The organism is Streptomyces sp. TM32 (genome assembly GCF_004122755.1).
GTDB classification, from domain to species: domain Bacteria; phylum Actinomycetota; class Actinomycetes; order Streptomycetales; family Streptomycetaceae; genus Streptomyces; species Streptomyces sioyaensis.
The window spans coordinates 1-21,726 of the sequence record NZ_SDIG01000113.1 but is presented as its reverse complement, the minus strand read 5'-3'; the positions used below and the strand labels follow the sequence as shown (position 1 = coordinate 21,726).

The 21,726-nt window shown below is 73.2% G+C and carries 16 protein-coding genes; 6 read left to right on the top strand and 10 right to left on the bottom strand.

Going from position 1 to position 21,726, the window contains the following annotated elements:
- Positions 1 to 74 precede the first annotated feature (74 nt).
- Positions 75 to 806 carry a class I SAM-dependent methyltransferase gene (locus EST92_RS22245; RefSeq protein ID WP_129282612.1) on the top strand — a complete coding sequence of 244 codons (732 nt, stop codon included), beginning with the start codon at positions 75 to 77 and terminating at the stop codon, positions 804 to 806.
- Between the two features lie 22 nt (positions 807 to 828).
- Here EST92_RS22245 and EST92_RS22240 read toward each other — a convergent pair whose 3' ends face one another.
- Positions 829 to 1,758 (bottom strand): GNAT family N-acetyltransferase, encoded by a 930-nt coding sequence (locus EST92_RS22240; protein ID WP_129282611.1) that lies wholly within the window; start codon positions 1,756 to 1,758, stop codon positions 829 to 831.
- 249 nt (positions 1,759 to 2,007) lie between these two features.
- Between EST92_RS22240 and asnB the strand changes: the two genes are divergently transcribed.
- The 4 genes from asnB to EST92_RS22220 all read left to right on the top strand — a co-directional run bounded on the left by asnB (position 2,008) and on the right by EST92_RS22220 (position 6,256).
- Positions 2,008 to 3,858 carry an asparagine synthase (glutamine-hydrolyzing) gene (gene asnB / locus EST92_RS22235; protein WP_129282610.1) on the top strand — a complete coding sequence of 617 codons (1,851 nt, stop codon included), beginning with the start codon at positions 2,008 to 2,010 and terminating at the stop codon, positions 3,856 to 3,858.
- 167 nt (positions 3,859 to 4,025) lie between these two features.
- A complete protein-coding gene (locus EST92_RS22230; RefSeq protein ID WP_129282609.1) occupies positions 4,026 to 4,415 on the top strand; it encodes a GntR family transcriptional regulator in 390 nt (129 codons plus the stop codon).
- 34 nt (positions 4,416 to 4,449) lie between these two features.
- The gene (ddaH, locus tag EST92_RS22225; RefSeq protein ID WP_129282608.1) at positions 4,450 to 5,226 is read left to right on the top strand and encodes a dimethylargininase; all 777 of its coding nucleotides are present in this window, start codon (positions 4,450 to 4,452) and stop codon (positions 5,224 to 5,226) included.
- Between the two features lie 70 nt (positions 5,227 to 5,296).
- Positions 5,297 to 6,256, top strand: coding sequence for a pirin family protein (locus tag EST92_RS22220; RefSeq protein WP_129282607.1), 960 nt, complete (start codon positions 5,297 to 5,299; stop codon positions 6,254 to 6,256).
- A 102-nt stretch (positions 6,257 to 6,358) separates the two neighbouring features.
- Here the strand turns inward: EST92_RS22220 and EST92_RS31215 are convergent, their stop codons facing one another.
- A complete protein-coding gene (locus EST92_RS31215; protein WP_154073990.1) occupies positions 6,359 to 6,529 on the bottom strand; it encodes a hypothetical protein in 171 nt (56 codons plus the stop codon).
- 87 nt (positions 6,530 to 6,616) lie between these two features.
- On the bottom strand, positions 6,617 to 12,589 hold the full coding sequence (locus tag EST92_RS22215) for a TIR domain-containing protein (RefSeq protein WP_129282606.1): 5,973 nt from the start codon (positions 12,587 to 12,589) through the stop codon (positions 6,617 to 6,619).
- Positions 12,590 to 12,709: 120 nt separating this feature from the next.
- Between EST92_RS22215 and EST92_RS22210 the strand changes: the two genes are divergently transcribed.
- On the top strand, positions 12,710 to 13,852 hold the full coding sequence (locus EST92_RS22210) for an SLC13 family permease (protein WP_254068956.1): 1,143 nt from the start codon (positions 12,710 to 12,712) through the stop codon (positions 13,850 to 13,852).
- A gap of 102 nt (positions 13,853 to 13,954) precedes the next feature.
- Here the strand turns inward: EST92_RS22210 and EST92_RS22205 are convergent, their stop codons facing one another.
- The 7 genes from EST92_RS22205 to EST92_RS22175 all read right to left on the bottom strand — a co-directional run bounded on the left by EST92_RS22205 (position 13,955) and on the right by EST92_RS22175 (position 21,624).
- Positions 13,955 to 14,821: an inositol monophosphatase gene (locus tag EST92_RS22205; RefSeq protein ID WP_129282604.1), complete on the bottom strand. Its 867-nt coding sequence runs from the start codon at positions 14,819 to 14,821 to the stop codon at positions 13,955 to 13,957.
- Positions 14,805 to 15,470, bottom strand: coding sequence for a hypothetical protein (locus tag EST92_RS22200; protein ID WP_129282603.1), 666 nt, complete (start codon positions 15,468 to 15,470; stop codon positions 14,805 to 14,807). Before EST92_RS22200 ends, EST92_RS22205 begins: the two co-directional genes overlap by 17 nt.
- Positions 15,471 to 15,490: 20 nt before the next feature.
- On the bottom strand, positions 15,491 to 16,459 hold the full coding sequence (locus tag EST92_RS22195; protein WP_129282602.1) for a hypothetical protein: 969 nt from the start codon (positions 16,457 to 16,459) through the stop codon (positions 15,491 to 15,493).
- Between the two features lie 213 nt (positions 16,460 to 16,672).
- On the bottom strand, positions 16,673 to 18,019 hold the full coding sequence (locus EST92_RS22190; RefSeq protein WP_254068955.1) for an FtsW/RodA/SpoVE family cell cycle protein: 1,347 nt from the start codon (positions 18,017 to 18,019) through the stop codon (positions 16,673 to 16,675).
- A 59-nt stretch (positions 18,020 to 18,078) separates the two neighbouring features.
- Complete coding sequence (locus EST92_RS22185; RefSeq protein ID WP_129282601.1) at positions 18,079 to 19,350, bottom strand: LCP family protein; 1,272 nt, start codon at positions 19,348 to 19,350, stop codon at positions 18,079 to 18,081.
- Between the two features lie 122 nt (positions 19,351 to 19,472).
- The gene (locus EST92_RS22180; RefSeq protein WP_129282600.1) at positions 19,473 to 20,957 is read right to left on the bottom strand and encodes an ATP-binding protein; all 1,485 of its coding nucleotides are present in this window, start codon (positions 20,955 to 20,957) and stop codon (positions 19,473 to 19,475) included.
- Positions 20,947 to 21,624, bottom strand: coding sequence for a response regulator transcription factor (locus EST92_RS22175; protein WP_129282599.1), 678 nt, complete (start codon positions 21,622 to 21,624; stop codon positions 20,947 to 20,949). The genes EST92_RS22180 and EST92_RS22175 overlap by 11 nt, the downstream gene beginning before the upstream one ends.
- Between the last annotated feature and the right edge of the window lie 102 nt (positions 21,625 to 21,726).

Sequence of the window (21,726 nt, the reverse complement as noted above, 5' to 3'; positions counted from 1 at the left end):
GGCCCCGGCCCGCACGGCCTGCCCCCGCCCCGCGTCCCACCGCCGTTGTCAGTGGTCGCTGCCACCATCGGCACATGAGCACCGACCCGCCTGCCGACCCGTCCCGCCGGCCCTTCGCCGGATCCGCCAACCCCCGTGCCGGCCGGGGGGAATCGCCCCTGCCGACCGCGGACGCCGCCTACTGGGAAGCGGCCGCCGCCTCGTTCGACGACGAGCCCGACCACGGCCTGCGGGACCCCGCCGTCCGCGCCGCCTGGGCCGCCCGGCTGCGCGGGTGGCTGCCGTCCGGGCCCGCCGCCGTCCTCGATCTGGGCTGCGGTACGGGAAGCCTGGCCCTGCTCGCCGCCGAACAGGGCCATCGCGTCACGGGCATCGACCGCTCACCGCGCATGATCGCCCGGGCGCGCGCCAAGCTCGCCGGCCGGGAGGACGCCTTGCTGGTCGGTGAGGCCGCCGAACCACCCGTGGGGGAGCGGCGGTTCGATGCCGTCCTGGTGCGTCATGTCCTGTGGGCGCTGCCCGACGCCCGGGTCGCGCTGCGCCGTTGGGCCGGTCTGCTCGTTCCCGGGGGCCGGCTGGTGCTGGTGGAGGGCCGCTGGGGCGAGGCCGAGCCCATGGGGATCTCGGCCGCCGAACTCACCGCCCTCGTCAAGCCGTTGGCGGTGCGGACGCGGAGCGAGAGCCTGGTGGACGATCCTGCGCTGTGGGGCAAGGAGGTGACCGATGAGCGCTATGTGCTGCTCGCCGAAGTCCCGGGCGGGGAGGGCGCCGTGGCCGGTGCCGGTGTTGCGTCGCCGTGGGGGTGAGGCGTCGGGCGCGGGCGGTGCCTCAGTCCCGCCGCAGCTCGCGTACGTACCGCCACTCCCCGGCGAACGGCCGGTAGCCGAAGGCGCGGTTGACGGCGAGCATCGGGGCGTTGGCGGCGTCGTTGCCGGTGAACGCCTCGGTACAGCCGGCGTCGCGGGCACGGTGGAGGGAGGCGGTCTTGGCCAGCCGGGCCAGGCCCCGGCCGCGGAAGGCGCGGCGGGTGCCGGTCATCGCGGAGGAGTAGCGGGTACGACCGTCGGTGGCCGCCAGGGTGAAGGAGGCGATCTCGCCGTCGACGGTCACCGCCGAGGTGAGGTCCAGGTCGAGGTGGGGGTGCTCCCAGGTGTGCAGCAGCCAGTCCTCGTAGGCCATGGCGTCGGTGGGGACATCGCCCGGCTCGTCCGCGGCGGCCTCGGCGTCCGCCTCGTACAGCCGGCGCGGGTCGGCCTCGAAGTCCGCGCCGGTGTGCAGCCGGACACCGGGCGGCAGGGCGGCGGGGAGCGGTGGCAGGGCGGCGGCCGTGAGGCCGAGGCGCAGGAAGCGGGCCTGCCGGGTGCGGCGGTAGCCGCGGCGTTCCGCGAAGGCCGGTGCGCCGGTCCCGTCCACCGCCCAGGCGTACAGCCGGGTGGCGCTGGCCGCGGTGAGATGGTCCTCGGCCGCGGCCAGCAGGGCGTGCCCCGCGCCGCGGCCGCGGTGGTCCGGGTGGACCTGAGGGGTGGCCGCGCCCTGGCCCGGAACGCTGCTGTCGGGCAGCAGGCCGGCCCGGATCGCGCCGACGACCCTGCCGTCCAGCTCGGCGACGAACAGCCGCAGACGCCGTGCCGCGGGGGCCGTGGCGGCCTCCCAGGCGACGCCCTGCGGGGTGGCGAGGAGAAAGGGCAGGGCGGCCCGTCGCAGCTCGGCGACGGCCTTGGCGTCGGAGGGACGGAAGTCGCGCACGGTAGGCGTCATGACGGCGGAGAGTACGCGCCCGTGTGTCGTCGTGCCGCTCATTTTTCCGGCGGGAGGGGCTCGGTCGGCGGGGCCCGGCGGGCGGGGTGCGGTAGCCGTCCGCCGCTGTGCCCCGGCGCGCGGATGGCTCGTTCCGTGCGCCCCGTCCGCGGTTTGGGTGGCCCATACAACTATGTGCGCGTACGGTGCTGGCGCGGGCCGCCGCCGGAGCGCGGCCGTCCGTCGCTGCCACGAAGGAGGGGCCGCCTCATGTGCGGAATCACCGGATGGATCTCCTACGACAACGACCTCACCACCCAGCGCCCCGTGCTGGAGACGATGACCGCGACCATGGCCTGCCGCGGGCCGGACGCGGCCGGTGTCCGGCTCGACCGCCATGCCGCGTTCGGCCACCGCCGGCTCGCCGTCATCGACCTCGACGGCGGCACCCAGCCCATGGCCGTGGACCACGACGGCCGCACCCTGGTCGTCACCACCTACAGCGGCGAGGTCTACAACTACCGCGAGCTGCGCGCCGAACTGACCGGGCTGGGCCACACCTTCCGCACCCACAGCGACACCGAAGTGGTGCTGCACGCCTATCTCCAGTGGGGCGAGGCGTGCGCCGAGCGCCTCAACGGCATGTACGCCTTCGCGCTCTGGGACCCGCGCACCGAGGAATTACTGCTGATCCGCGACCGGATGGGCATCAAGCCGCTCTACTACTACCCGACCCCCGACGGAGTCCTGTTCGGCTCCGAGCCCAAGGCGATCCTCGCCCACCCCGCCGTACGGCCCGTCGTCGACGGCGAGGGCCTCGCCGAGCTGATCAGCTTCACCAAGACCCCCGGCCACGCCGTCTACAAGGGCATGCACGAGGTGCGCCCCGGCCACATCGTCCGGGTCAACCGCGCCGGATCGACCGTCACCCGCTACTGGGCCCTGGCGGCCCGCGACCACACCGACGGCCTCGACACCACCGTCGCGCACGTCCGGGAACTCCTCGACGACATCGTGGCCCGCCAGCTGATCGCCGATGTGCCGCTGTGCACCCTGCTCTCCGGCGGCCTGGACTCCTCCGTCATCACCGCCCTCTCCGCCGAGGCGCTGGCGGAAGCGGGCAGCGGCCCGGTCCGCTCGTTCGCCGTCGACTTCACCGGCTACACCGAGAACTTCACGCCCGACGACCTGCGCGGCACCCCCGACGGACCGTACGCCCACGCCCTGGCCGAACACGTCGGATCCGACCACCGCGACATCGTCCTGGACACCGCCGACCTGATGGACCCCGGCCACCGCGCCGCGGTGCTCGCCGCCCGCGATCTGCCCAACGGTTTCGGCGACGGCGACACCTCCCTCTACCTGCTGTTCAAGGCCGTCCGCGAACAGTCCACGGTCGCCCTGTCCGGCGAATCCGCGGACGAGGTCTTCGGCGGCTACCGCTGGTTCCACGACCCCGCGTGCGTCCACGCCGACACCTTCCCCTGGACAGCGGCCGGCCTCTCCGGCCGGTTCGCCGGCGGCAACGCCACCCGCGAGGCGCTGCTGGACAAGGGGCTGCTCGGCAAGCTCGACCTGCCCGGCTACGAGCGGCGCCGCTACCGCGAGGCGCTCGCCGAAGTGCCCTACCTCGACCGTGACACCGGCCATCAGCGCCGGATGCGCGAGATCAGCTATCTGCATCTGACCCGCTTCGTGCAGATCCTGCTCGACCGCAAGGACCGGGCCAGCATGGCCGTCGGCCTGGAGGTCCGCGTGCCGTTCTGCGACCACCGCCTCGTCGACTACGTCTTCAACACCCCCTGGGCGATGAAGACCTTCGACGGCCGGGAGAAGTCGCTGTTGCGCGCCGCCACCCGCGACGTCCTCCCCGCCCTGGTGGCCGACCGGGTCAAGAGCCCCTATCCCAGTACCCAGGACCCGCGCTACAACGAGGCGCTGCGCACCGAGCTGAAGGCCCTGTACGCCGACCGCGACGCCCCCGTACGTCCGCTGCTGGACCCCGAAGCCACCGCACAGGTCACCGCCGACGGGGCGCGGGACGACATCCGACCGTCCGCCGAACTCGTCCTCGGCATGAACGCCTGGCTGCGCACGACCGGCACCACCCTCGCACTGTGACCACCCCCGCGTGACAGCACCTCCCGGCACGGCGGGCGCTCTTGGCGCACAATGGATGCGACAAACAAGCGCACCGGCGGGTCCGCGCACGGCACGTCTCCCGGTACGCCCCCGGGCAGCCGCGTCCTCGCGCACCCGCCCCCTCACCCGCAACAGGAGCGCCCGCCGTGTCCCCGCAGACCTTGACCCTCACCATCGATCCGGCCGCCTCCGCCGCGCCGTTCGAGCAGGTACGCACCCAGATCGCCGATCAGGCCCGGGACGGCGGCCTGCCGGTCGGCTACAAACTCCCCACCGTCCGCGGTCTGGCGGAGGACCTCGGGCTGGCTGCCAACACCGTCGCCAAGGCCTACCGCGCCCTGGAGGCCGACGGCGTGATCGAGACCCGCGGCCGCAACGGCAGCTTCATCGCGGCGGCCGGCGAGGCCGCCGACAAGGAGGCCGCCGCGGCCGCCGAGACCTACGCCCGCCGCGCCCGGCGCCTCGGCCTGGACCACCGTGCCGCCCTGGCCGCCGTCGAGGACGCCCTGCGCGCCACCTACGGCGCCGACGCCTGACCGCCCGGAACCGCCGCCGCCCGAAAGGATCCGCATGCCCAGCCAGCAGGCCCTCGTCCGCCGCCCCGGCCCCCGCCTCGCCGAGGGTCTGGTCACCCATATCGACCGCCGCCCGGTCGACCCCGCGCTCGCCCTGCGCCAATGGGAGACCTACGTACAGGTGCTGCGCGACCACGGCTGGCAGACCACCGAGGTCGCCCCCGCCGACGACTGCCCCGACGCGGTCTTCGTCGAGGACACCCTGGTCATGTTCCGCAACGTCGCACTCCTCGCCCGCCCCGGCGCCGGCCCCCGCCGCCCCGAGGTGCCCGCCGCACGCGCGGCGGCGGAGGCACTCGGCTGCTCCGTCAACGAGATCCGCGCCCCCGGCACCCTGGACGGCGGCGACGTCCTCAAGGTCGGCGACACCGTCTACGTCGGCCGCGGCGGCCGCACCAACGCCGAGGGGATACGCCAACTCCGCGCCACCTTCGAGCCGTTGGGCGCCCGCGTGGTCGCCGTACCGGTGAGCCGCGTACTGCACCTCAAATCCGCGGTCACCGCCCTCCCGGACGGCACGGTCATCGGCTACCCGCCGCTGGTCGACGACCCCGCCCTCTTCCCCCGCTTCCTGCCCGTCCCCGAGGAATCCGGCGCGCACGTCGTCCTGCTCGGCGGCGGCCGGCTGCTGATGGCCGACGGCGCCCCGAAGAGCGCGGAGCTCCTCGCCGGCCTCGGATATCAGCCGGTCCTCGTGGACATCGGCGAATTCGAGAAGCTGGAGGGCTGCGTGACCTGCCTCTCGGTACGGCTGCGCGAGCTGTATGCATGAGGGGGCATCACCCCGCGGCGCTTCGTGCGCCTGCCCGGACCGCACCCCCGACCGCGCCTATCGTGACGCCATGAGCAACCTCGACCTCAGACCCGCGCCCAGCCTGTGCGGCGGCACCGGCCGTACGGGCCCGGTACGCGACGTCCAGCCCGGCAAGCAGGTGCCGCTCGGCGAGAGCACCGTCGTCCGCAGACTGCTGCCGAACCTCGGCCGGCGGATGGTCGGCGCCTGGTGCTTCGTCGACCACTACGGGCCCGACGACATCGTCGGCGAGCCCGGTATGCAGGTGCCGCCGCATCCGCACATGGGTCTGCAGACCGTCAGCTGGCTGCGCCAGGGCGAGGTACTGCACCGCGACAGCCTCGGCAGCCTGCAGACCGTACGGCCCCGGGAACTGGGCCTGATGACCTCGGGCCGGGCCATCGCCCACTCGGAGGAGTCCCCGCACGGCCACGGCCCGTTCCTGCACGGCGCCCAGCTGTGGGTCGCCCTCCCCGGCGAGCACCGCGACACCGCCCCCGCCTTCGAGCACCACACCGACCTGCCGGTGATCGACGGCGGCGGGCTGTCCGCCACCGTCGTCCTCGGCGAACTTGCCGGCGCCACCTCGCCCGGCACCACGTACTCCCCGCTGGTCGGCGCCGACCTCACGCTCGCCGCCGGCACGGACACCCGGCTGCCCGTCGACCCCGACTTCGAGTACGCGGCGCTGACCATCGCCGGCGAGAGCGAGGTCGACGGCGTCCGCCTGGGCCCCGGCGCCCTCCTCTACCTCGGCTGCGGCCGCAGCGAGTTGCCGCTGCGCTCCGACTCCGACAGCAGCCTGATGCTCCTCGGCGGCGCACCGTTCGAGGAGCAGATCGTGATGTGGTGGAACTTCGTCGGCCGTACCCACGACGACATCGCCCAGGCCCGCGCCGACTGGACGACGGGCTCCCGCTTCGGCACCGTCCACGGCTATGACGGTGACCGGCTGACGGCTCCCGACCTCCCGCCGGGGCCGCTGAAACCGCGAGGTCGGGAGCGCTGACCCGGCGCGGGTCCCGCGGAAGCGGGGCCGGGAGGCCGGCCGCCCGCGCAAGGCCTCGCGTGGCGGACGGCCTCCCGGCCCCCGTGAGCGGAGAGGCAGTCTCTAGTACCAGAGGTACAGGAACCACTTCTTCTTGCCGTCATTGCCCGTGCCGTACTGGCACTTGTAGCTGTACCCCAGCGAGTGCCCCTCGTCGAGGCAGGCGTCGAGGGTCCAGTAGGCGCGGTAGAAGTGATACCCGGCCATCGCATGCACCGTGGACGAGGCGCTCACCGAGGCCGCCGTCGTCGTGGTCCGTTCGGCGGCCTGCGCCGGTACGGCCGCGGCGCTGACGGCGAGTGCGCCCCCAAGAGCGCGGCTTCAGATCGGGTCGTCCATCGAAAGGCGCCGCACCCCGGGAAGGTGTTCGTCGAGTTCGCCGGGTTCGAACCGGCACATGCCCACGACGTGCCAGAACTCGCCCGCGATGTCACCCTCGTACTTGTAGCCGCCCGACGGGGACAGCGCGGCCCAGCCGCCCGGTACGCCGATCAGCGTGGCCCGCGGGGCCGGCTCGCCGTCGGCCGGTACGTTCCAGAGCCGGACGGTGCCGTCCTCCCCGCCGCTGGCCAGCAGCGAGCCGTCCGGGCTGAAGGCCACGGTGAGGATGCGGCTGGTATGGCCGGTCAGCCGGGCCGTCTCCCGGCCGTCCAGCGGGTTCCACAGGCGTACGACCCGGTCGTCCCCCGCCGTGGCCAGCAGCGGCCGGCTCGGGTGGGCGGCGGCGGTCCACAGCCGACCGACGTGTCCCCGGAGCCGGTGCTGGAGCTCGCCGTCCCGCCAGACGATGGCCTCGCCGTCCCACGAGGCGCTCGCCAGCCACGCGTCCCCGGGCCCGTACGTCACCGCGTACACCCGCGCGGTGTGGCCCGCGAGTTCGGCGACCAGGCGGCTGTCCGCGAGGTCCCACAGCCGGACGAACCGGTCGTCGCAGCCGGTGGCCAGGCGCGCCCCGTCCGCGCTGAACGCGATCGACCGTACCCGGCCCCGGTGGTCGGCGAGCGTGGTCACGCGGGCGCCGGTACTGCGGTACCACAGCGCTACGGTGTCGTCGTCGTTCGCGGTGGCGAGGATCTTGCCGTCGCTGCTGAACGCTTCGGCCCACACATGGTCGGTCTCGGCGTCGATCTCGCGCTGGTACTCGCCGGTGACGGCGTTCCAGAGGTAGAGGTCGCCATCGCTGCTGGCGGTGGCGAGTTGGTGGCTTCCGGGGACGAACAGCGCCGAGACCAGGCGGTCGTGGTCGCCGGCGAACTCTCGTGTCCGCCGGCCGGTCGCGGACTCCCACACCCGGGCCACGCCGTCGTTGCCGCACGCCGCCAAGTGCGTCCCGTCGGGGCTGAACGCCAGGCTGGCGATGCGCCGTCCGTGGCCGCGGAGAATCCGTCTGCCCTGGCCGGTGGAGGTGTCCCACAGCCGCACCAGGCCCTCGTTGCCGATGGTCACCAGCATGGGGTCGGTCTCCCGGGCGCCGAAACGGCTCCGGGGACGGAACCGGCAGGCCCAGACCGACCCCTGATGGTCCGCGGGCTGCTGCCGCAGCGGGGTCACCGTCCAACCCGCGGACCCCTGCGCCACCCGCCACAGGCGGACCGATCCGTCGCTGCCGCCGGCGGCCAGCATGGTCCCCTCGGGGTCGAACACCACCTGGTACACGTGGCCGCCGTGGTCGGCCGGCGTCCCGGCGGGGGCCCCGGTCACCGGGTCCCACAGCCGTACCTGGCCGGTGGTGTCGCCGCTGGCCAGCAGCCTGCCGCCGGGGTGGAAGTCGAGGGTGTAGACCCGGCCCGTGTGGCCGGTGAACTCGTGTTGCAGCCGGAGCTCGGCCACGTCCCAGACACGCACCGTGCCGTGATCGTCCTCGCCCATGTCACCGGTGGCCAGGAGGGTGCCGTCCGGGCTGAACTGTGCGCGGTACGCCGGCCCTTGGTGACCGTCGAGGGTGCCGAGGAGCCGGCCGGAGCCGGTGTCCCACAGGCGTACGGACCCGGCCGCGTCGCCCGTGACGAGGGTGCGGCCGTCCGGGCTGAACCCCGCGGTGTAGACGGGTGCGGTGTGGCCGTACAGCCGGTGCAACGGCGTCCCGGTCGCCACCTCCCACACGATGACCGTGCCCTCCGAGTCGCCGGTCGCGAGCCGCGCGCCGGAGACGTCCAGGGACACCGGCCACACGCCGTCCGGGTGCACCTCCAGCTGGTGGAGGCAGGCGCCGGAGACCGGATCCCACAGCCGGACGGTGCCGTCCGCGCCGCCGGTGGCGAGCACCCGGTCGCGGAACTTCACCGCGTAGACCCGGCCCGTGTGCCCCTGGAGCGTGCGCACCGCGGTACCGGTGGCGGCGTCGCACACCAGCACTCCGCCGTCCTCGCTGCCGACGGCGAGGAGTTCGCCGTCGGGGCTGTAGGAGACCGGCTCGGGAAGCCGGCTGGTGCGCATGTCGAAGCCGTACGGCACGCCGACCGCGGACGGCCGGAAGCCGGACTCGACGGGCATGCCGGGGGCGACCGCCGCCGCCCGCAGCTCCGGTGTGTTCAGCGTGGCCTCGTCGGCGACCGCATTGATGAGCGCGGCCCGGTGCCAGTTGCTGCCGGCGACCCGGGCACCACTCAGGTCGGCGCGGAGCAGCCGGGCCATCCGCAGATCGGCGCCGCGCAGGTCCGCCCCGGTGAGCTTCGCCTCGTCGAGACGGGCTCCGGCCAGGCAGGCGTCGCGCAGGACGGCACCGGAGAAGTCCGCCCCGACGAGGCCGGCGTCGGTGAGGTCGGCACGGGTCAGGTCGACGCCGGAGAAGTCGCGGTAGGAGAGGTCCTCCCCGGCAAGGACCGCGCCGCGCAGATCCGTATGGGCCGGCACCCGGAGCCGGCTGAGGACCTTGACCGCGTTCGCCCGGGCGACCTCGTCGCCGTCCCGGGAGCCGCCCTGCGCGCGGTCCGCCCCGTCGGCACCGTCGGCCAAGGCGCGTTCGGCCCACTGCTGGCAGGTGCGGTGGTCGGCGAGGTCGCACAGGAACTCCACCGCCAGCTGGCTCAGCGGGCGGCGGGCGAGCAGACCGCTGTCCTCGGGGCCCGCGTTCCCCAGCTGCGCGGCGGCCTCACGGGCCACCAGCCACTCGACCACGGAGCCGTGGATGAACTGGAACAGGCCGTCGTCGGTACGCAGCAGCAGACTGCCCGACCCGACGGCGTGCGCGGCCTGCGGCACGGACAGCCGGCTGTCGGCGAGGCCGGTCAGCACCTCGCCCACGTCGTGGAGTTCGTCCAGTCGCAGCGCGCTGCGGCCGCTCTCCCACAGGCGCAGCGCAAGGGTCGTCACACCACGCCAGAGCTGACGCTCGCTCAGCCCGGGAGTGCTGCCGGGACCGCCCTGGCCACGGCGCTCCTCGTACTGCAGCCAGGAGGTGAACACCTCCTCGTACAGCCCCGCGGGGCTCAGGGCCCGGCCGGCGCCCGCGACGGCGCGCAGCCGCTCGTGGTCGAGGTCGGCGACGAAGCTGAGCAGGCGGGGGTTGCGGCACATCGCGAGCAGGTCGGGGATGCCTTCGAGCAGCCGGACCCGGCGGTCGGCGGCGTGCTCGTCGCCGTAGCGGTTCACCAGATAGGTGCGGATCTGCTGCGGCGAGAACTCCTGGACGGCCAGGACCCGGCGCTGCGGCAGCAGCCCGACGCGTTCGCCGAGCGCGGTCAGCACCTGGGCCTGCGACCGGAAGTGCTGGGTGCGGCTGCTGACCACGATCTTGGCGTTGTCCACCGCGGCGTCGAGCAGCATCTGCAGGTGGTCGGCGGCGCGTTCGTAGCTGACCTGGTTGACCAGTTCGTCGAAGCCGTCGAAGAGCAGGACGATGCGGCCCTGCCGGAGCATGTACCGGAAGGCCCGCAGATCGATGGTGTCGACACCGTGGCTCGCCAGATGGGCGGCCACCAGGCCGTCGATGGTGTGGGCCTTGTCGAGGGTGCTCAGCTCGATCAGCAGCGGGACGGTCTGGGGGAGTTCCTCGGGGAGGCGGCGGGCCAGCTCGCGCAGCGCGAAGGTCTTGCCGTGGCCGAAGTCGCCGAGGAGCAGGACGAAGCGGCCGTGGTCGGCGTCGAGCAGCCGCAGTATGTCCGGGACGAGCCCGTCGCGCTCCGCTCCGCCGGGCCGCTCGGCCTCGCGGTAGCGCTGCGGCAGATAGAGACTCGGGTGGTACTGGAGATCGGTACTGAGCCGCTCGGTCTGGCGCGTCACATAGCCGCGCAGATCCAGCAGCCCCTGGAACTCGGTGAAGCTGCGCACCCGCACTCCGCGGCGGCGGGCCCGCTCACGGAGCTCCGGCGCGGGGGGCGGGCCGTCGTGGACGAGCTCGGCGTCGGGCACCGTCTCGGACGCATGGATGTGATCGAGGAAGCGGTCGACGAACTCCGCCTGCGGGGTGCCGGCACAGACCGCCACCCGCTGCTGCCGCACGAACCCGGATTCCGTCCAGGTGACGAGCAGTTGCGGCACATCGCCCGGCACCCGCCGGAGCTGGGCCCCCTCGTGGCGGGTACGGCAGACCTCGGTGACACGGGCGATCAGGGTGTCGAGCGGGTCCTCGACGGTACGGGAGACCTCCGGCGCGGGTGTCTCGGCGCCGGAGTCGGCCACCAGCGACGCGTCCGTGCCGCCGGCGGCCTCGCCACCCGGGGCGTTCGACGGTTCCTGGCCGCCGAAGACGCGCCGGCCGCCGGGCCGTGCGGCCGTGAAGTGCCGCGGTTGCCCGTCGGACCGCTCCGGCCAGCGGGTGACGCCGTCGTCGGTGATGCGGAGCAGTTGGTGCCGGGCCGGGGCGGCGGCGCCGAAGACCGGCAGCTCGCCGGCGGCGAGGGGGAGCGCGGCGGCGGTGGGCGCGGCCGACGCGGCCCGGGGGTTCCCGGCGGGCCCGTGCAGCAGGAGGTGCAGCCGCGGCCCGGTGAGCCGGGCGAGGACATCGGCGTCGCGTACCGGCGCGGCACCGGGCGCGGTGTCATGACCGGCCGCGCGGCGCGGGCTCCGGTCCGGATCCGCTGCCGGCCCGTCGTCGGAGGCGAGCGGCCGGTCCGCCCCCACCGGGTGCCGCAGGGCACCGATCCGCAGCCATCCCTCCTGCTCGTACGGGCGCAGCGCCTGGGCGAACCAGGCGGCCTGCTCCGGCCCGAGCAGGCCGTACTGGTCGTCGGGGCGGTGGCTGTACGCCATCGAGGAGTTGAGTCCGGCGACGACGGTCCGCAGGGCGGGGACGGGGAACAGGCTCCAGGGCTGATCGCCGTCGAAGACGACGTCGAGCCCTTGGTAGAGCTCCTGGAACAGTCGGTGGTAGTGCCGCCACTTGGGCCAGTAGGGCGGCCTGGGCTGCATCTCGTCGGCTTCGCAGGTGTGGAAGTAGGCACGGCAGGCGGCCTGGCTGACGTCCTGCCCGCCGGGGACGACGGCGAGCCGGTCGGGGTCGAGGCCGAGGCGCGAGCGCAGTCCGGTCAGGAAACTGAGGGCCTGTTCGCACTCCCGTGGACTGCCGGACGCCGTGAGGTCGCCGGTGACGACGAGGAGGTCGGGGTCGGGCGCCCCGGCATCGGCGAGTTCGACGAGGTCGCCCCAGATGGCCGCCTGCAGCGCGGCCGGTTCGGCGCCACGGCCGAAGCACGGCCCGGCGAGGTGGAGCACCGAGACGGCTTCTCTGGACGGGCTCGACTCCGCCGCCTGCGGGTAGCGGGGCGCGACCGCCGGCCGCCGGCGCCCCGCCCAGCCCGGCCGGCCGAGCGGCCGGTCCGGGGCGGGCCCCGCCGGCCGCGGGATGCTCGGTACGGCGGTGGGGGCACCGGACGGTCCGCCGGGGAAGCCGGGGCGCGCGGTGGGCCGGGCCCGGCCCTCCAGCGCCTGGCCGACGCGGGTGAGCAGCAGGTCGCGGGCGGCAGCGGTGTCACTGACCCCCACCAGATCGACATAGGTGATGGTCGCGAGCAGCCCCTCGACCGGAATGTCCTCGGTACGGACGGTGATCAGCCTGCGCTCCGGGGCGTCGGGGTCGGCGCGCAAGGCGGCCTGCCACTCCATCCGCCCGTACCGGGAGCGCTCGTAGTTCCGGGAGAGGACGGCGATGACGGCGGCGGACTCGCTGACGCCGCGGTCCATGAAGTCGACGAAATTCGTGCCGGCCACGAAATCCCAGGCCTGCAGGACGGTGCGGTAACCGGCCTCCTCCAGCGTCCAGGCGATCCAGGAAGCCCATCGTTCGTCGGCTGGTGAATAGCTGATGAAGAAGTCCAACAGCTGTGTTTCCCCCGTAAGTTCCTGACGCCCGACCATGACGCCATCCTAGGGAGCCGATCGTCGGCGGACACCGTGTTCGCACAAATGGTGTGCCATGCTTTGCGGGTGCGTGCCGCCATACAACGTCTGCATGTGCTGGACTGGCTCGCCGGGGGGATGCTCGCCTGCGGCCTGCTGTGTCTGGCCACCGGACTCCTTCCGGCCGAACCCGCCGGGGACGCCATGCTCCGCATCGCCCCGCTGCTCGCCTTCCTCGGGACGGTGATCGTCCTCGCCGAATTGACCAGCGCGGCCGAGGTGTTCGACGTCGTCGCCTCCGGGGTGGCGCGCGCCGGGCGGGGCAGTTACGCCGCGCTGTTCGTGCTGTGCGTGGCCTTCGCCTCGCTCACCACGATCACGCTCAACCTCGACACGACGGCGGTGCTGCTCACCCCCGTCATGCTGGCGCTCGCCTCGCGGGTGGGCATCGCGCCCGTACCGCTGGCCATGACGACGGTGTGGCTGGCCAATACGGCGAGTCTGCTGCTGCCCGTGTCGAACCTGACGAACCTGCTGGCGGCGGACCGCGTCGCGCTCACCCCCGCCGGGCTGGCGGCGAAGATGTGGGCTCCCCAACTGGCGGCCATCGCGGTCACCATGGGCTGTCTGTGGCTGTTCTTCTGGCGCAGCGGCAAGCGCGGCGCGGAGAGCTACCCGCCTCCGGCGGTGCACCGGCCCGCGGACCGTACGCTGTTCCGCGTCTGCGGGCTCGCCTGCGTCGGCTTTCTGCTGGCCATTCTGCTCGCCGACATCCCGCTGTGGGTGGCGTCGGCGGCGGCCGCCGGGATCGCCGTGGCGGCCTTCGCGGTGCGCCGGCGGGCCGCGCTGCGGCTGTCGCTCGTACCGTGGCGGCTGCTGGTCCTGGTGCCGGGGCTGTTCCTGGTGGTGGAGACGGTCAACGTGAACGGGCTCCACGAGATACTGGCCTCCGCCATCGGCCCGGACGGCGGGCTGCTCGGCATGCTCCGCGCCGCGGCCGTCGGCGGGGGACTCTCCAACGTGCTCAACAACCTGCCCGTCTACCTGGCCGGGGAGTCCGCGGTGCCGGTGGGCAACCACGACCAGCTGCTGGCGCTGCTCATCGGGACGAACGTCGGCCCGGTGGTGACACCGTGGGCCTCGCTGGCGACGCTGCTGTGGTTCGAGCGCTGCCATGCCCAGGGCGTCAGGGTGTCGATGAAGAGCTTCATGGGCACCGGAGCGCTGCTCGCTGTCGGGGCCCTGCCGGCCGCCACCGTGGCGCTCGCGCTGGCCGGTTAGGCGACGGCCGGTTGGACGCCGGCCGATCGGGGCGCGGGACAGGGCGTAGGACGGGGCGCGGGACCACCCCGGCCCGCATGCGTCGGTCGCGCCGCTCCCCGCTCAGCGGACGCCGGCCGCCGCGCTCCGCCCGACCAGATCCAGCAGATACGGCATGTCGTCCGGCCGCCCGGCGACGAAGCTGCGGTCGGTGTCCGGGCCGGTGGCGTTCCCGCGGAAGGGACTGCCGTCCAGGGCCCGGATCTCCACGCCCGCTTCCGTGGCGAGCAGCGCGCCCGCGGGCAGGTCGATGGCCTCCGCGCGGTAGCCGACGAAGCCGTCGATCGCACCGCGGGCGAGCATGGACCAGGTCAGCAGGGGAGCCCACAGCTGGAGCAGCCGCCGGGAGCGGACCTCCAGCACCTCCTTCAGGGCCCCCGCCGTCGGATCGTCGCGGGCCACCCCGTGCCCCTGGGTCCAGGCGAGCAGCGGCCCCGCGGGCGACAGCGCGCGCCCGGGGCCGGTCATCCGGCCCAGTGGCCCGTACGCGCCGCAGCCGGCGAGCGCGGTCCAGGTCCGGTCGGTGACGGGGTCGTGCACGACGCCCACGGCGGCCGCGTCGCCGACGCACAGGGCGATACCGACGACATAGGCGGGCAGGCCGATGACGACGTTGTTGCTGCCGTCGAGCGGGTCGATCAGCCAGGTGCGGCCGGTCCCGGCGTTGCCGTTCCGGTCGCCGTCGAGCGCCCCGGCCTCCTCGGCGAGGATCCGGTCGTGCGGAAAGCGCTCCTGGATGCGGCCGACGATCAGGTCCTCGGCCTGCACGTCGAGTTCGGTGACCACGTCTCCGTCGTCGCCCTTCGCCCGGACCCCGTAGTCGTCCTGGAAACGGGAGCGCAGCAGGGCGCCCGCTTCCCGCGCGGCGGAGACGGCCAGCTCCCGCTCGGCCGCGAACTGCTCCGACGGGTCGTCAGGGGCGGGGGTCATGGATCCTCCTGAGGACGGTCCGGGCGGTCCGGGCGGTCGCTTCGGCGTTGCATGCCTGTCGTACCACTTGATGACCGGTGCCGTGCAGCGGTCCGAGGGAAAGGTCGAAGCGCCCGGGCAGAGACCGGCCGAGCACCAGCGTGGCGGCGACGCCTCCCTCGGGAACGACGGTGGTGTGGAACTCTCCTGCCGGAAGGGTGTAGACCGTGCCGCGCAGGCTGGTCTGTTCGGTGCCCGGCTCGCAGCTCACCAGGCGAGAAGTCGGCTGGATTTCGTCTACGCCCGAGGGGTGGCTGAGGACCTCGAAGACCCGGTGGGTGGGTTCCGCGGGCCGCTCGACGACCCGTACGCGCAGATTGCCCACCGCCCCGTACAGCACACAACTGGTCAGCTCCCAGCTGTGCGAGTGCACCGGTGAGGTGGTCGGCTTCGCCGCCTCCTCGTCCGCTTCGCCGCCGAAGGCATGCACACAGACGCCGCGGTCGCCGACGCGTTCCACCGGGAAGCAGAGGAAGCCGAGCGGATGCCGCACGGCGCGCAGTCCGCGGCGGCCGGAGGCGATCTCTTCCAGGACCGAGGTGGCCGTCTCGAAGACCTCCGGGGCCGAGCCGGGCCGGCTCATGGCCTGTTCGAGCTGTCGGTGATCCATGGGGCTGTGCACTCGGCCGCTCACCTCCGGTACGGGTTCTCCGCGTGCAGCGCCTTGCCGATGACCTCGCTGACGTCTCTGTCGGTGAAGGTCGGGGGAAGCGGGAGGCCGAGCCCCTCGAAGAGCCGGTGGGTCTCGTCGACCGTCGGCTCCTCGCTCAGCGGCACGGTGCGTCGCAGGTCGAGCGCGACGGCCTGTTCCCGGCTCTGGTGGAGTTCGGTGACGTAGTAGTCGTAGAGCGGACGGTCCCGTTCCACGAGCAGGTTGACCCGGCGGGGGTCGTCCTGAGTGATGATCAAGCAGGAGGCCGAGAGGTCGAAGCGCAGGGTGGGCACGACCGACGACAGGTGCACATCGATCTCCAGGGTGTCCAGCCGCTGCCGGTGCCAGCAGGCCGCGAGCACGGTGGCGAAGGACTCCTTGCGGGTCCGGTCGGCGCTCCAGCTGTCCGGCGGGACGACGTCCAGGCGGTGGGCGAAGGTCTGCCGGAAACGCGCGTACGCCGCGCACGCCTGCTCGTCGGCCGGGTTGATGATATCGATCTTGAAGGTGAGGGAACGGCGCTGGAGCTGCGCCTCCCGGATGCAGACCGGCAGGGTGACGGCCCGCAGATAGGTGCCGGTGCCGCCCTTGAACACCCAGCGGTCGGTGTGCTGGCGCGCCCGGTCCAGGGCCAGTTCGAGCTCGGCGCCGGTCAACGACCGCACCATGGTGAGGTCTTCCAGCGCCCGGTGCGTCACCGACATCGCCCCCTGGATGTCCGCCACGCGGCGCCGGCGCTCGGTCAGCGTCCCGAAGACCAGCGCGGCCAGCACCAGCAGGGTCGCGCCGGACGTGACATTGTCCTGAATCGCCCCACCGAAGACATCCAACAGACCGATGACCAACGCGGCGCCGAGAGCAACGATGCTGTCCAGATTGCGGATGGTCCAGGCGACGGAGTTCTCGATGCCCCGCCGCGTCTCTGCGGTCCTGCGTGCCACGCCCATAACCTCTCCCCCGGGTACCGGCATCGTAGGAGCGGGCCGAGCCCGGCGGCCAGGGATTCCGGCACCGAAGATATCTTCTGCGCCACGTGTGCAGGGGAGTTGGGGCGGCGGGAGGGAGGGCCGGCTGGAGGCGCAGCTCAGTGGCGTCCCGAGACCGGCGGCGGTCACGACTGCGGCGGCGTGATGATGACGCCCTTAGGGGGGTGAAGGTGCCTAGGCGGCGGGTCGGGTGGCTTGTTCGTCGTCGTGGGGCGGTGCGCCGCCGGGCCGTCGCGCGTGATCGCTGACCTTGAGCAGCAGGGCGACGAGCAGCCAGTTGGCGATCATCGACGATCCGCCCTGGGCGAGGAAGGGCAGCGCCTTGCCCGTGAGCGGCATCAGGCCCGTCACGCCGGCGGCGACCACGAAGACCTGAAGGGCCAGCGCCGAGGCCAGTCCCAGCGCGAGCAGCTTGCCGAAGGGGTCCCGGGACACGAGCGCCGCGCGCAGGCCCCGCTCGGCCAGCAGGGCGTAGAGGAGGAGCACCGCCATCATGCCGGCGAGGCCGAGTTCCTCCCCGACGGTGGTGAGGATGAAGTCCGAACGGCCGGCGAAGCCGATCAGTTCGGGGTGCCCCTGGCCGAGACCGGTGCCGGTCATGCCACCGGAGCCGAAGCCGAACAGGGCCTGTGCGGCCTGGTCGGAGATCAGGCCCGGTGGGCGCCGGTCGACGGGAAGGAAGATGTCGAACGGGTGGAGCCAGGCCTCGATCCGGCCCTTCACATGGGGTTCGGTGGAACCGACGACGGTCGCGCCGACCACGGCCATGAGCGCGCCGCACACCACCCAACTGCCGCGGCCCGTCGCGACGTAGAGCATCACGATGAACAGGCCGAAGAAGATCAGCGACGTTCCCAGGTCACGCTCCAGGACCAGCACCAGCAGGCTCGCGCTCCAGACGGCGACGATCGGGCCGAGTTGCCGGCCGGGCGGCAGCCGCATGCCCAGGGCCCGCCGGCCGGTCAGCGCCAGGGCATCGCGGTGGCTCACCAGGTATCCGGCGAAGAAGACGGCGATCATGACCTTCACGAACTCGCCCGGCTGAAAGGACACCGGCCCCAGATACACCCAGCGCTTGGCTCCGTAGGTGTCGCCGGCGTAGAGGGCCGGGGCGATCAGCAGCACGAGGGCAGCGGCCATGGTGACGTAGATGTAGCGCTGAAGCTGCCGGTAGTCCTTGAGCAGGGCCAGCGTGAGGAGGCAGGCGGCCACGCCGAGCACGGTCCACAGGAGTTGCTGCCCGCCGGCGGGCGGCGTGCGGTAGGCGTGGTCGAGGCGGTGGAGGAGGACCAGCCCCAGTCCGGTGAGCAGCGTCGCGAGCGGCAGGATCAGCGGGTCCGCGTACGGGGCGAAGCGCCGCACCGCGAGGTGCGGGGTGAAGGCGAGGCAGCACATCGTGAGCGCGAACTCGGGGGCCCCGTCCGGCACGGCGCCCCCGGTCGCCATGCCCGCGGCGATATAGCCGTAGAGCACGATGACCACGACGAACGCCAGCAGCAGTGCTTCCTGCCTGCGCGCGATCCTGCCTCTCGGGGGCCGTTCCGGGGCGTCGGGGGCGGCGGCCCGCGGCGCCGGGAAGGTCAGTCCACGCACGGGACGCCGCCTCCTTCGACGGTCTCCCGCCGGGGCGTCGCACCGGACGGGGGAGCGGCGGAGCGACCGGCCGCCGGCGGCCCGGCAGTGGGCTCCGCCCCCGTGTCCGCCCCCTTGTCCGCGTCCCTGTCCGCCCCCGTGCCGTCGTCCTTGCGGTCGGCTTCGGGGCCCATGCGTTCCCGCACGAGCTTCCTGAGCGTTCCGCGGTCGACCAGATTCACGTCCTCGCCGTGGTGTTGGGCGAATCCGGCGATCGGCAGGGTCGAGAATTCGACGTTGCCGCCCGACAGGTTCTTCGCCTGCTTGAGGAAGGCGGGCAGGTCCCAGCCCTCGTCGATGACCACGTCCTGTTTGGCGACGTCGAGCAGCCGCAGCAGCCGTGCCGGGTCCGTGAAGGTCTCGGCGCTGTCCAGCTTGTGCAGGGCCGAGGCGAGGAACGCCTGTTGCCTGCGGGTGCGGTCCAGGTCCCCGCGCGGCAGGCCGTGGCGCTGCCGTACGAAGGCGAGGGACCGGGCTCCGTCGAGCGTCTGGCGGCCCGCGGGGAAATCGGCCCCGGAGTAGCGGTCCTTCACCGGATGCTTGAGGCAGACCGGTACGCCCCCCAGGGAATCGGCCAGGTGGTAGAAGCCGGCGAGGTTCACTTCGGCGAAATGGTCGATCGGCACGTCCAGGAACCGCGAGACGGTCGTGAGCGTTGCCCGTCGTCCCGCCTCCCGTCCGGCCTGTTCGAGGGCGCGGTGGTCCGAAGTGCCCTGTCCGGCGAGGAGACTCTCGCGGTGGGCCTTGGCCAGGCCGTACGCCTTCTTGATCTTGTCCTGGGGGAAGCCCGGGATGTCGACCAGATCGTCGCGTGGTATCGAGAACGCGGTGGCCCTGCCGCCGCCGGCCGGTACGTGCAGCAGGATCAGGGTGTTGGTGTTGTAGCCGCCGATGTCCGAGCTCCCGGCGTGGAGTTTGTCCAGAACCGCGGGCGGGAGGTCCTCGCCGTTCTGGTCCTTGCGGCTGTCCAGCCCCATGAGCAGGATGTTCGTCGCTCCGCCGGTGGACCTGGGGGCCGTGCCGTCCAGGGCACGGGAGCTGCCCATGCGGCCGAAGACGTCGTGGTACACGTACCAGCCGCCGAAACTGATCGCCAGCAACAGCAGGGCGAGGAACGCGAGCACGAGCCGGCGGGTCCGGGCCCGCCTGTGCCGACGGCGGCGGGTGCGGGTGGCGTCGGTCCCGGCCGGCCCGGGGGAAGCGTGACGACGGTGGTGCATACGGGCGTCCTGTCGGTCTCGTCCCGGCGGCTCTCGGCGGACGAGGGCCACGGGCGCGTAAGGGCGAGTCCCGATTGTCGGCAAGGCCGGCTGAAGGAACGCTGAGGTTCCTGACGCCGTCTTCAGACTCCGCGGGCCGGGAAGCGGGCCACCAGGAGGGCGCCGCGCGCACTGGGTTCCACCCGCAGACTGCCCCCGTGGGCCCGTGCGATGTCCCGCGCGATGGCCAGGCCCAGTCCGGTGCCGCCGCTTTGGCGGTGGCGCGCGGGATGCAGCCGGGCGAAGCGCTCGAAGACCTGCTCCGCGGCCTCGGGCGGGATGCCCGGACCGTCGTCGGCGACCCGCAGCACCGCCTGCCCGGTTGCGGGTTCCACGGCGGCGCTGAGCCGGACCTCGCCGGCCGCGTGCCGCAGGGCGTTGTCGACGAGGTTGGCCAGCAGGCGTTCCAACTGCACGGCGTCGCCCCGTACGGGCACGGGTGCCGCCGCGTCCAGCACCAGCGGCACCCGGGGACCGCGTCGCCGGGCGATCTCCTCCGCGCACAGCAGAGCCAGATCGGCCGGGTCCTCGGCCGGCGCCGGCTGGGTGTCGAGCCGTGCGAGCAGCAGCAGATCATCGGCGATCCGCTGGAGGCGCACCGCGGCATCCAGCGCGTGTCGTACCGGGGCGGCCGACTTCGGCGTCTGTTGTTCCGAGGCGGCTGACTCCGACGTCTGTTGTTCCGGGCCGGCCGACTTCGGCGTCTGTCGTTCCGGGGCGGTCGACTCCGGCGCCTGGGTGGCGAGCAGCGCCACCTCCAGTTCGGTCCGCAGCGCGGCGATCGGATTGCGCAGCTCGTGGGAGGCGTCGGCGGTGAACTGCCGTTGCCGCGAGACGGCTTGCTCCAGGCGGTCGAGGGTGCGGTTGACCGTACGGGCCAGGAGCGTGATCTCGTCCTTCCCCTTGGGGTCGGGCACCCTCCGGTCGAGTGCGCTCGCCGTCACGGAGGCGAGCTCGGCACGGATGGCCTCCACGGGACGCAGCGCGAGCCCGGTCACCGCCCAGGCGATGACGGCGGCCAGCGCCATCAGCAGCGGACCGCCCACCAGCAGGGTCACGCCCAGCGCGCGGGTGGCGTCGTTGAGGTCGGCCAGCGCGGTGAGCGCATAGACGTACCGGGTGCCCTGCGTCGACTCATCGCGCACGACGACCGCCAGACTGCGCTGGCCGGAGGCCGCCGTCGTGGGCAGGACCTTGCTGCTCGTCTCCTTGCCCGGGGCCGGCCGGAAGCCGGCGAGCTCGGCGGCGCCGCCGGCGGCCGGGTCCGGGCCGGTGCCCGCGAGTGGCTGCCCCTGGGGACCCAGGACGACGACGGCATCGACTCCGCCGGCCGGCTGCGGCAGATGACGGGGGAGCGCCCCGGTCGTGCCGGCCACCTTGCGGGCGGCCAGTTCGGTGCGGTCCTGGGTGTTGTCCAGGAGGTTGTCGGTCAGCGTCACATACAGCCAGGCGCCTCCTACGGCCAGGACCATGGCCATGACCAGGGCGGCGGCGGTCGCTGCCCGCGCCCGTACGCTGCGTGGCCGCGGCAGTGACCGCAGCAGCGCGCGCAGCCGGTCAGCCGCCATCGGGCGCGATCCGGTACCCGAGGCCACGCACCGTACGGATGGACCGCCGCCTGAAGGGGACGTCGATCTTCTTGCGCAGCGAACTGATGTAGACCTCGACGATGTTGGGGTCCATGTCCAGCGGGGAGTCCCATACGTCGTGCAGGATGTGCAGCTTGGCGACCGTGTCGCCGTCGCCCGCCATCACACAGGCCAGGACGGCGAGTTCACGGGCGGTGAGCTCGATCTCCGTCTCCGCCCGTCGGCAGCGGCGGGCGACCGTGTCGACGACGAGATCGCCCGCCTGCAGGGTGGTGGACTGCACTTGCTGCGCACGACGGCTCAGCGCCCGCAGCCGCGCCAGCAGCACGACGAACGAGAAGGGCTTCGCGAGGTAGTCGTCGGCGCCCGAGTCGAGGCCCTCGGCCTCGTCGTGCTCCCCGTCCTTGGCGGTCAGCATGAGAATGGGGGTGGTGTCGCCCGTGTCCCGCAGCCGGCGGCACACCTCGTAGCCGTTCAGGCCGGGGAGCATCACGTCCAGGACGAGGGCGTCGTAGTCGCGGATACGGGCGAGGTCGAGGCCGCGGTGACCGTCGTGGGTGACATCGACCCAGTGCCCCTCGATCGACAGCCCCCGGCGCAGGCTGTCGGCCAGCCCTTCCTCGTCCTCGACCACCAGAATGCGCATACCGGCAAGGATGACATATCCGTTATGAAGCGATTTGGGCGGGATGGGGGAGCGGGGTGGGGGAGCGGGGTGGGGGCGGCGGACCGGTCGGCGGTGCCGGGG

What these genes read in the sequence shown, in the direction of transcription:
- EST92_RS22240 (WP_129282611.1), bottom strand. Translation starts at nt 1,758, where the DNA reads ATGACGCCTACCGTGCGCGACTTCCGTCCCTCCGACGCCAAGGCCGTC.
- EST92_RS22200 (WP_129282603.1), bottom strand. Translation starts at nt 15,470, where the DNA reads ATGGATCACCGACAGCTCGAACAGGCCATGAGCCGGCCCGGCTCGGCC.
- EST92_RS22180 (WP_129282600.1), bottom strand. Translation starts at nt 20,957, where the DNA reads ATGGCGGCTGACCGGCTGCGCGCGCTGCTGCGGTCACTGCCGCGGCCA.
- EST92_RS22195 (WP_129282602.1), bottom strand. Translation starts at nt 16,459, where the DNA reads ATGGGCGTGGCACGCAGGACCGCAGAGACGCGGCGGGGCATCGAGAAC.
- EST92_RS22185 (WP_129282601.1), bottom strand. Translation starts at nt 19,350, where the DNA reads ATGCACCACCGTCGTCACGCTTCCCCCGGGCCGGCCGGGACCGACGCC.
- EST92_RS22245 (WP_129282612.1), top strand. Translation starts at nt 75, where the DNA reads ATGAGCACCGACCCGCCTGCCGACCCGTCCCGCCGGCCCTTCGCCGGA.
- EST92_RS22175 (WP_129282599.1), bottom strand. Translation starts at nt 21,624, where the DNA reads ATGCGCATTCTGGTGGTCGAGGACGAGGAAGGGCTGGCCGACAGCCTG.
- EST92_RS22215 (WP_129282606.1), bottom strand. Translation starts at nt 12,589, where the DNA reads ATGGTCGGGCGTCAGGAACTTACGGGGGAAACACAGCTGTTGGACTTC.
- asnB (WP_129282610.1), top strand. Translation starts at nt 2,008, where the DNA reads ATGTGCGGAATCACCGGATGGATCTCCTACGACAACGACCTCACCACC.
- ddaH (WP_129282608.1), top strand. Translation starts at nt 4,450, where the DNA reads ATGCCCAGCCAGCAGGCCCTCGTCCGCCGCCCCGGCCCCCGCCTCGCC.
- EST92_RS22220 (WP_129282607.1), top strand. Translation starts at nt 5,297, where the DNA reads ATGAGCAACCTCGACCTCAGACCCGCGCCCAGCCTGTGCGGCGGCACC.
- EST92_RS22210 (WP_254068956.1), top strand. Translation starts at nt 12,710, where the DNA reads ATGCTCGCCTGCGGCCTGCTGTGTCTGGCCACCGGACTCCTTCCGGCC.
- EST92_RS22205 (WP_129282604.1), bottom strand. Translation starts at nt 14,821, where the DNA reads ATGACCCCCGCCCCTGACGACCCGTCGGAGCAGTTCGCGGCCGAGCGG.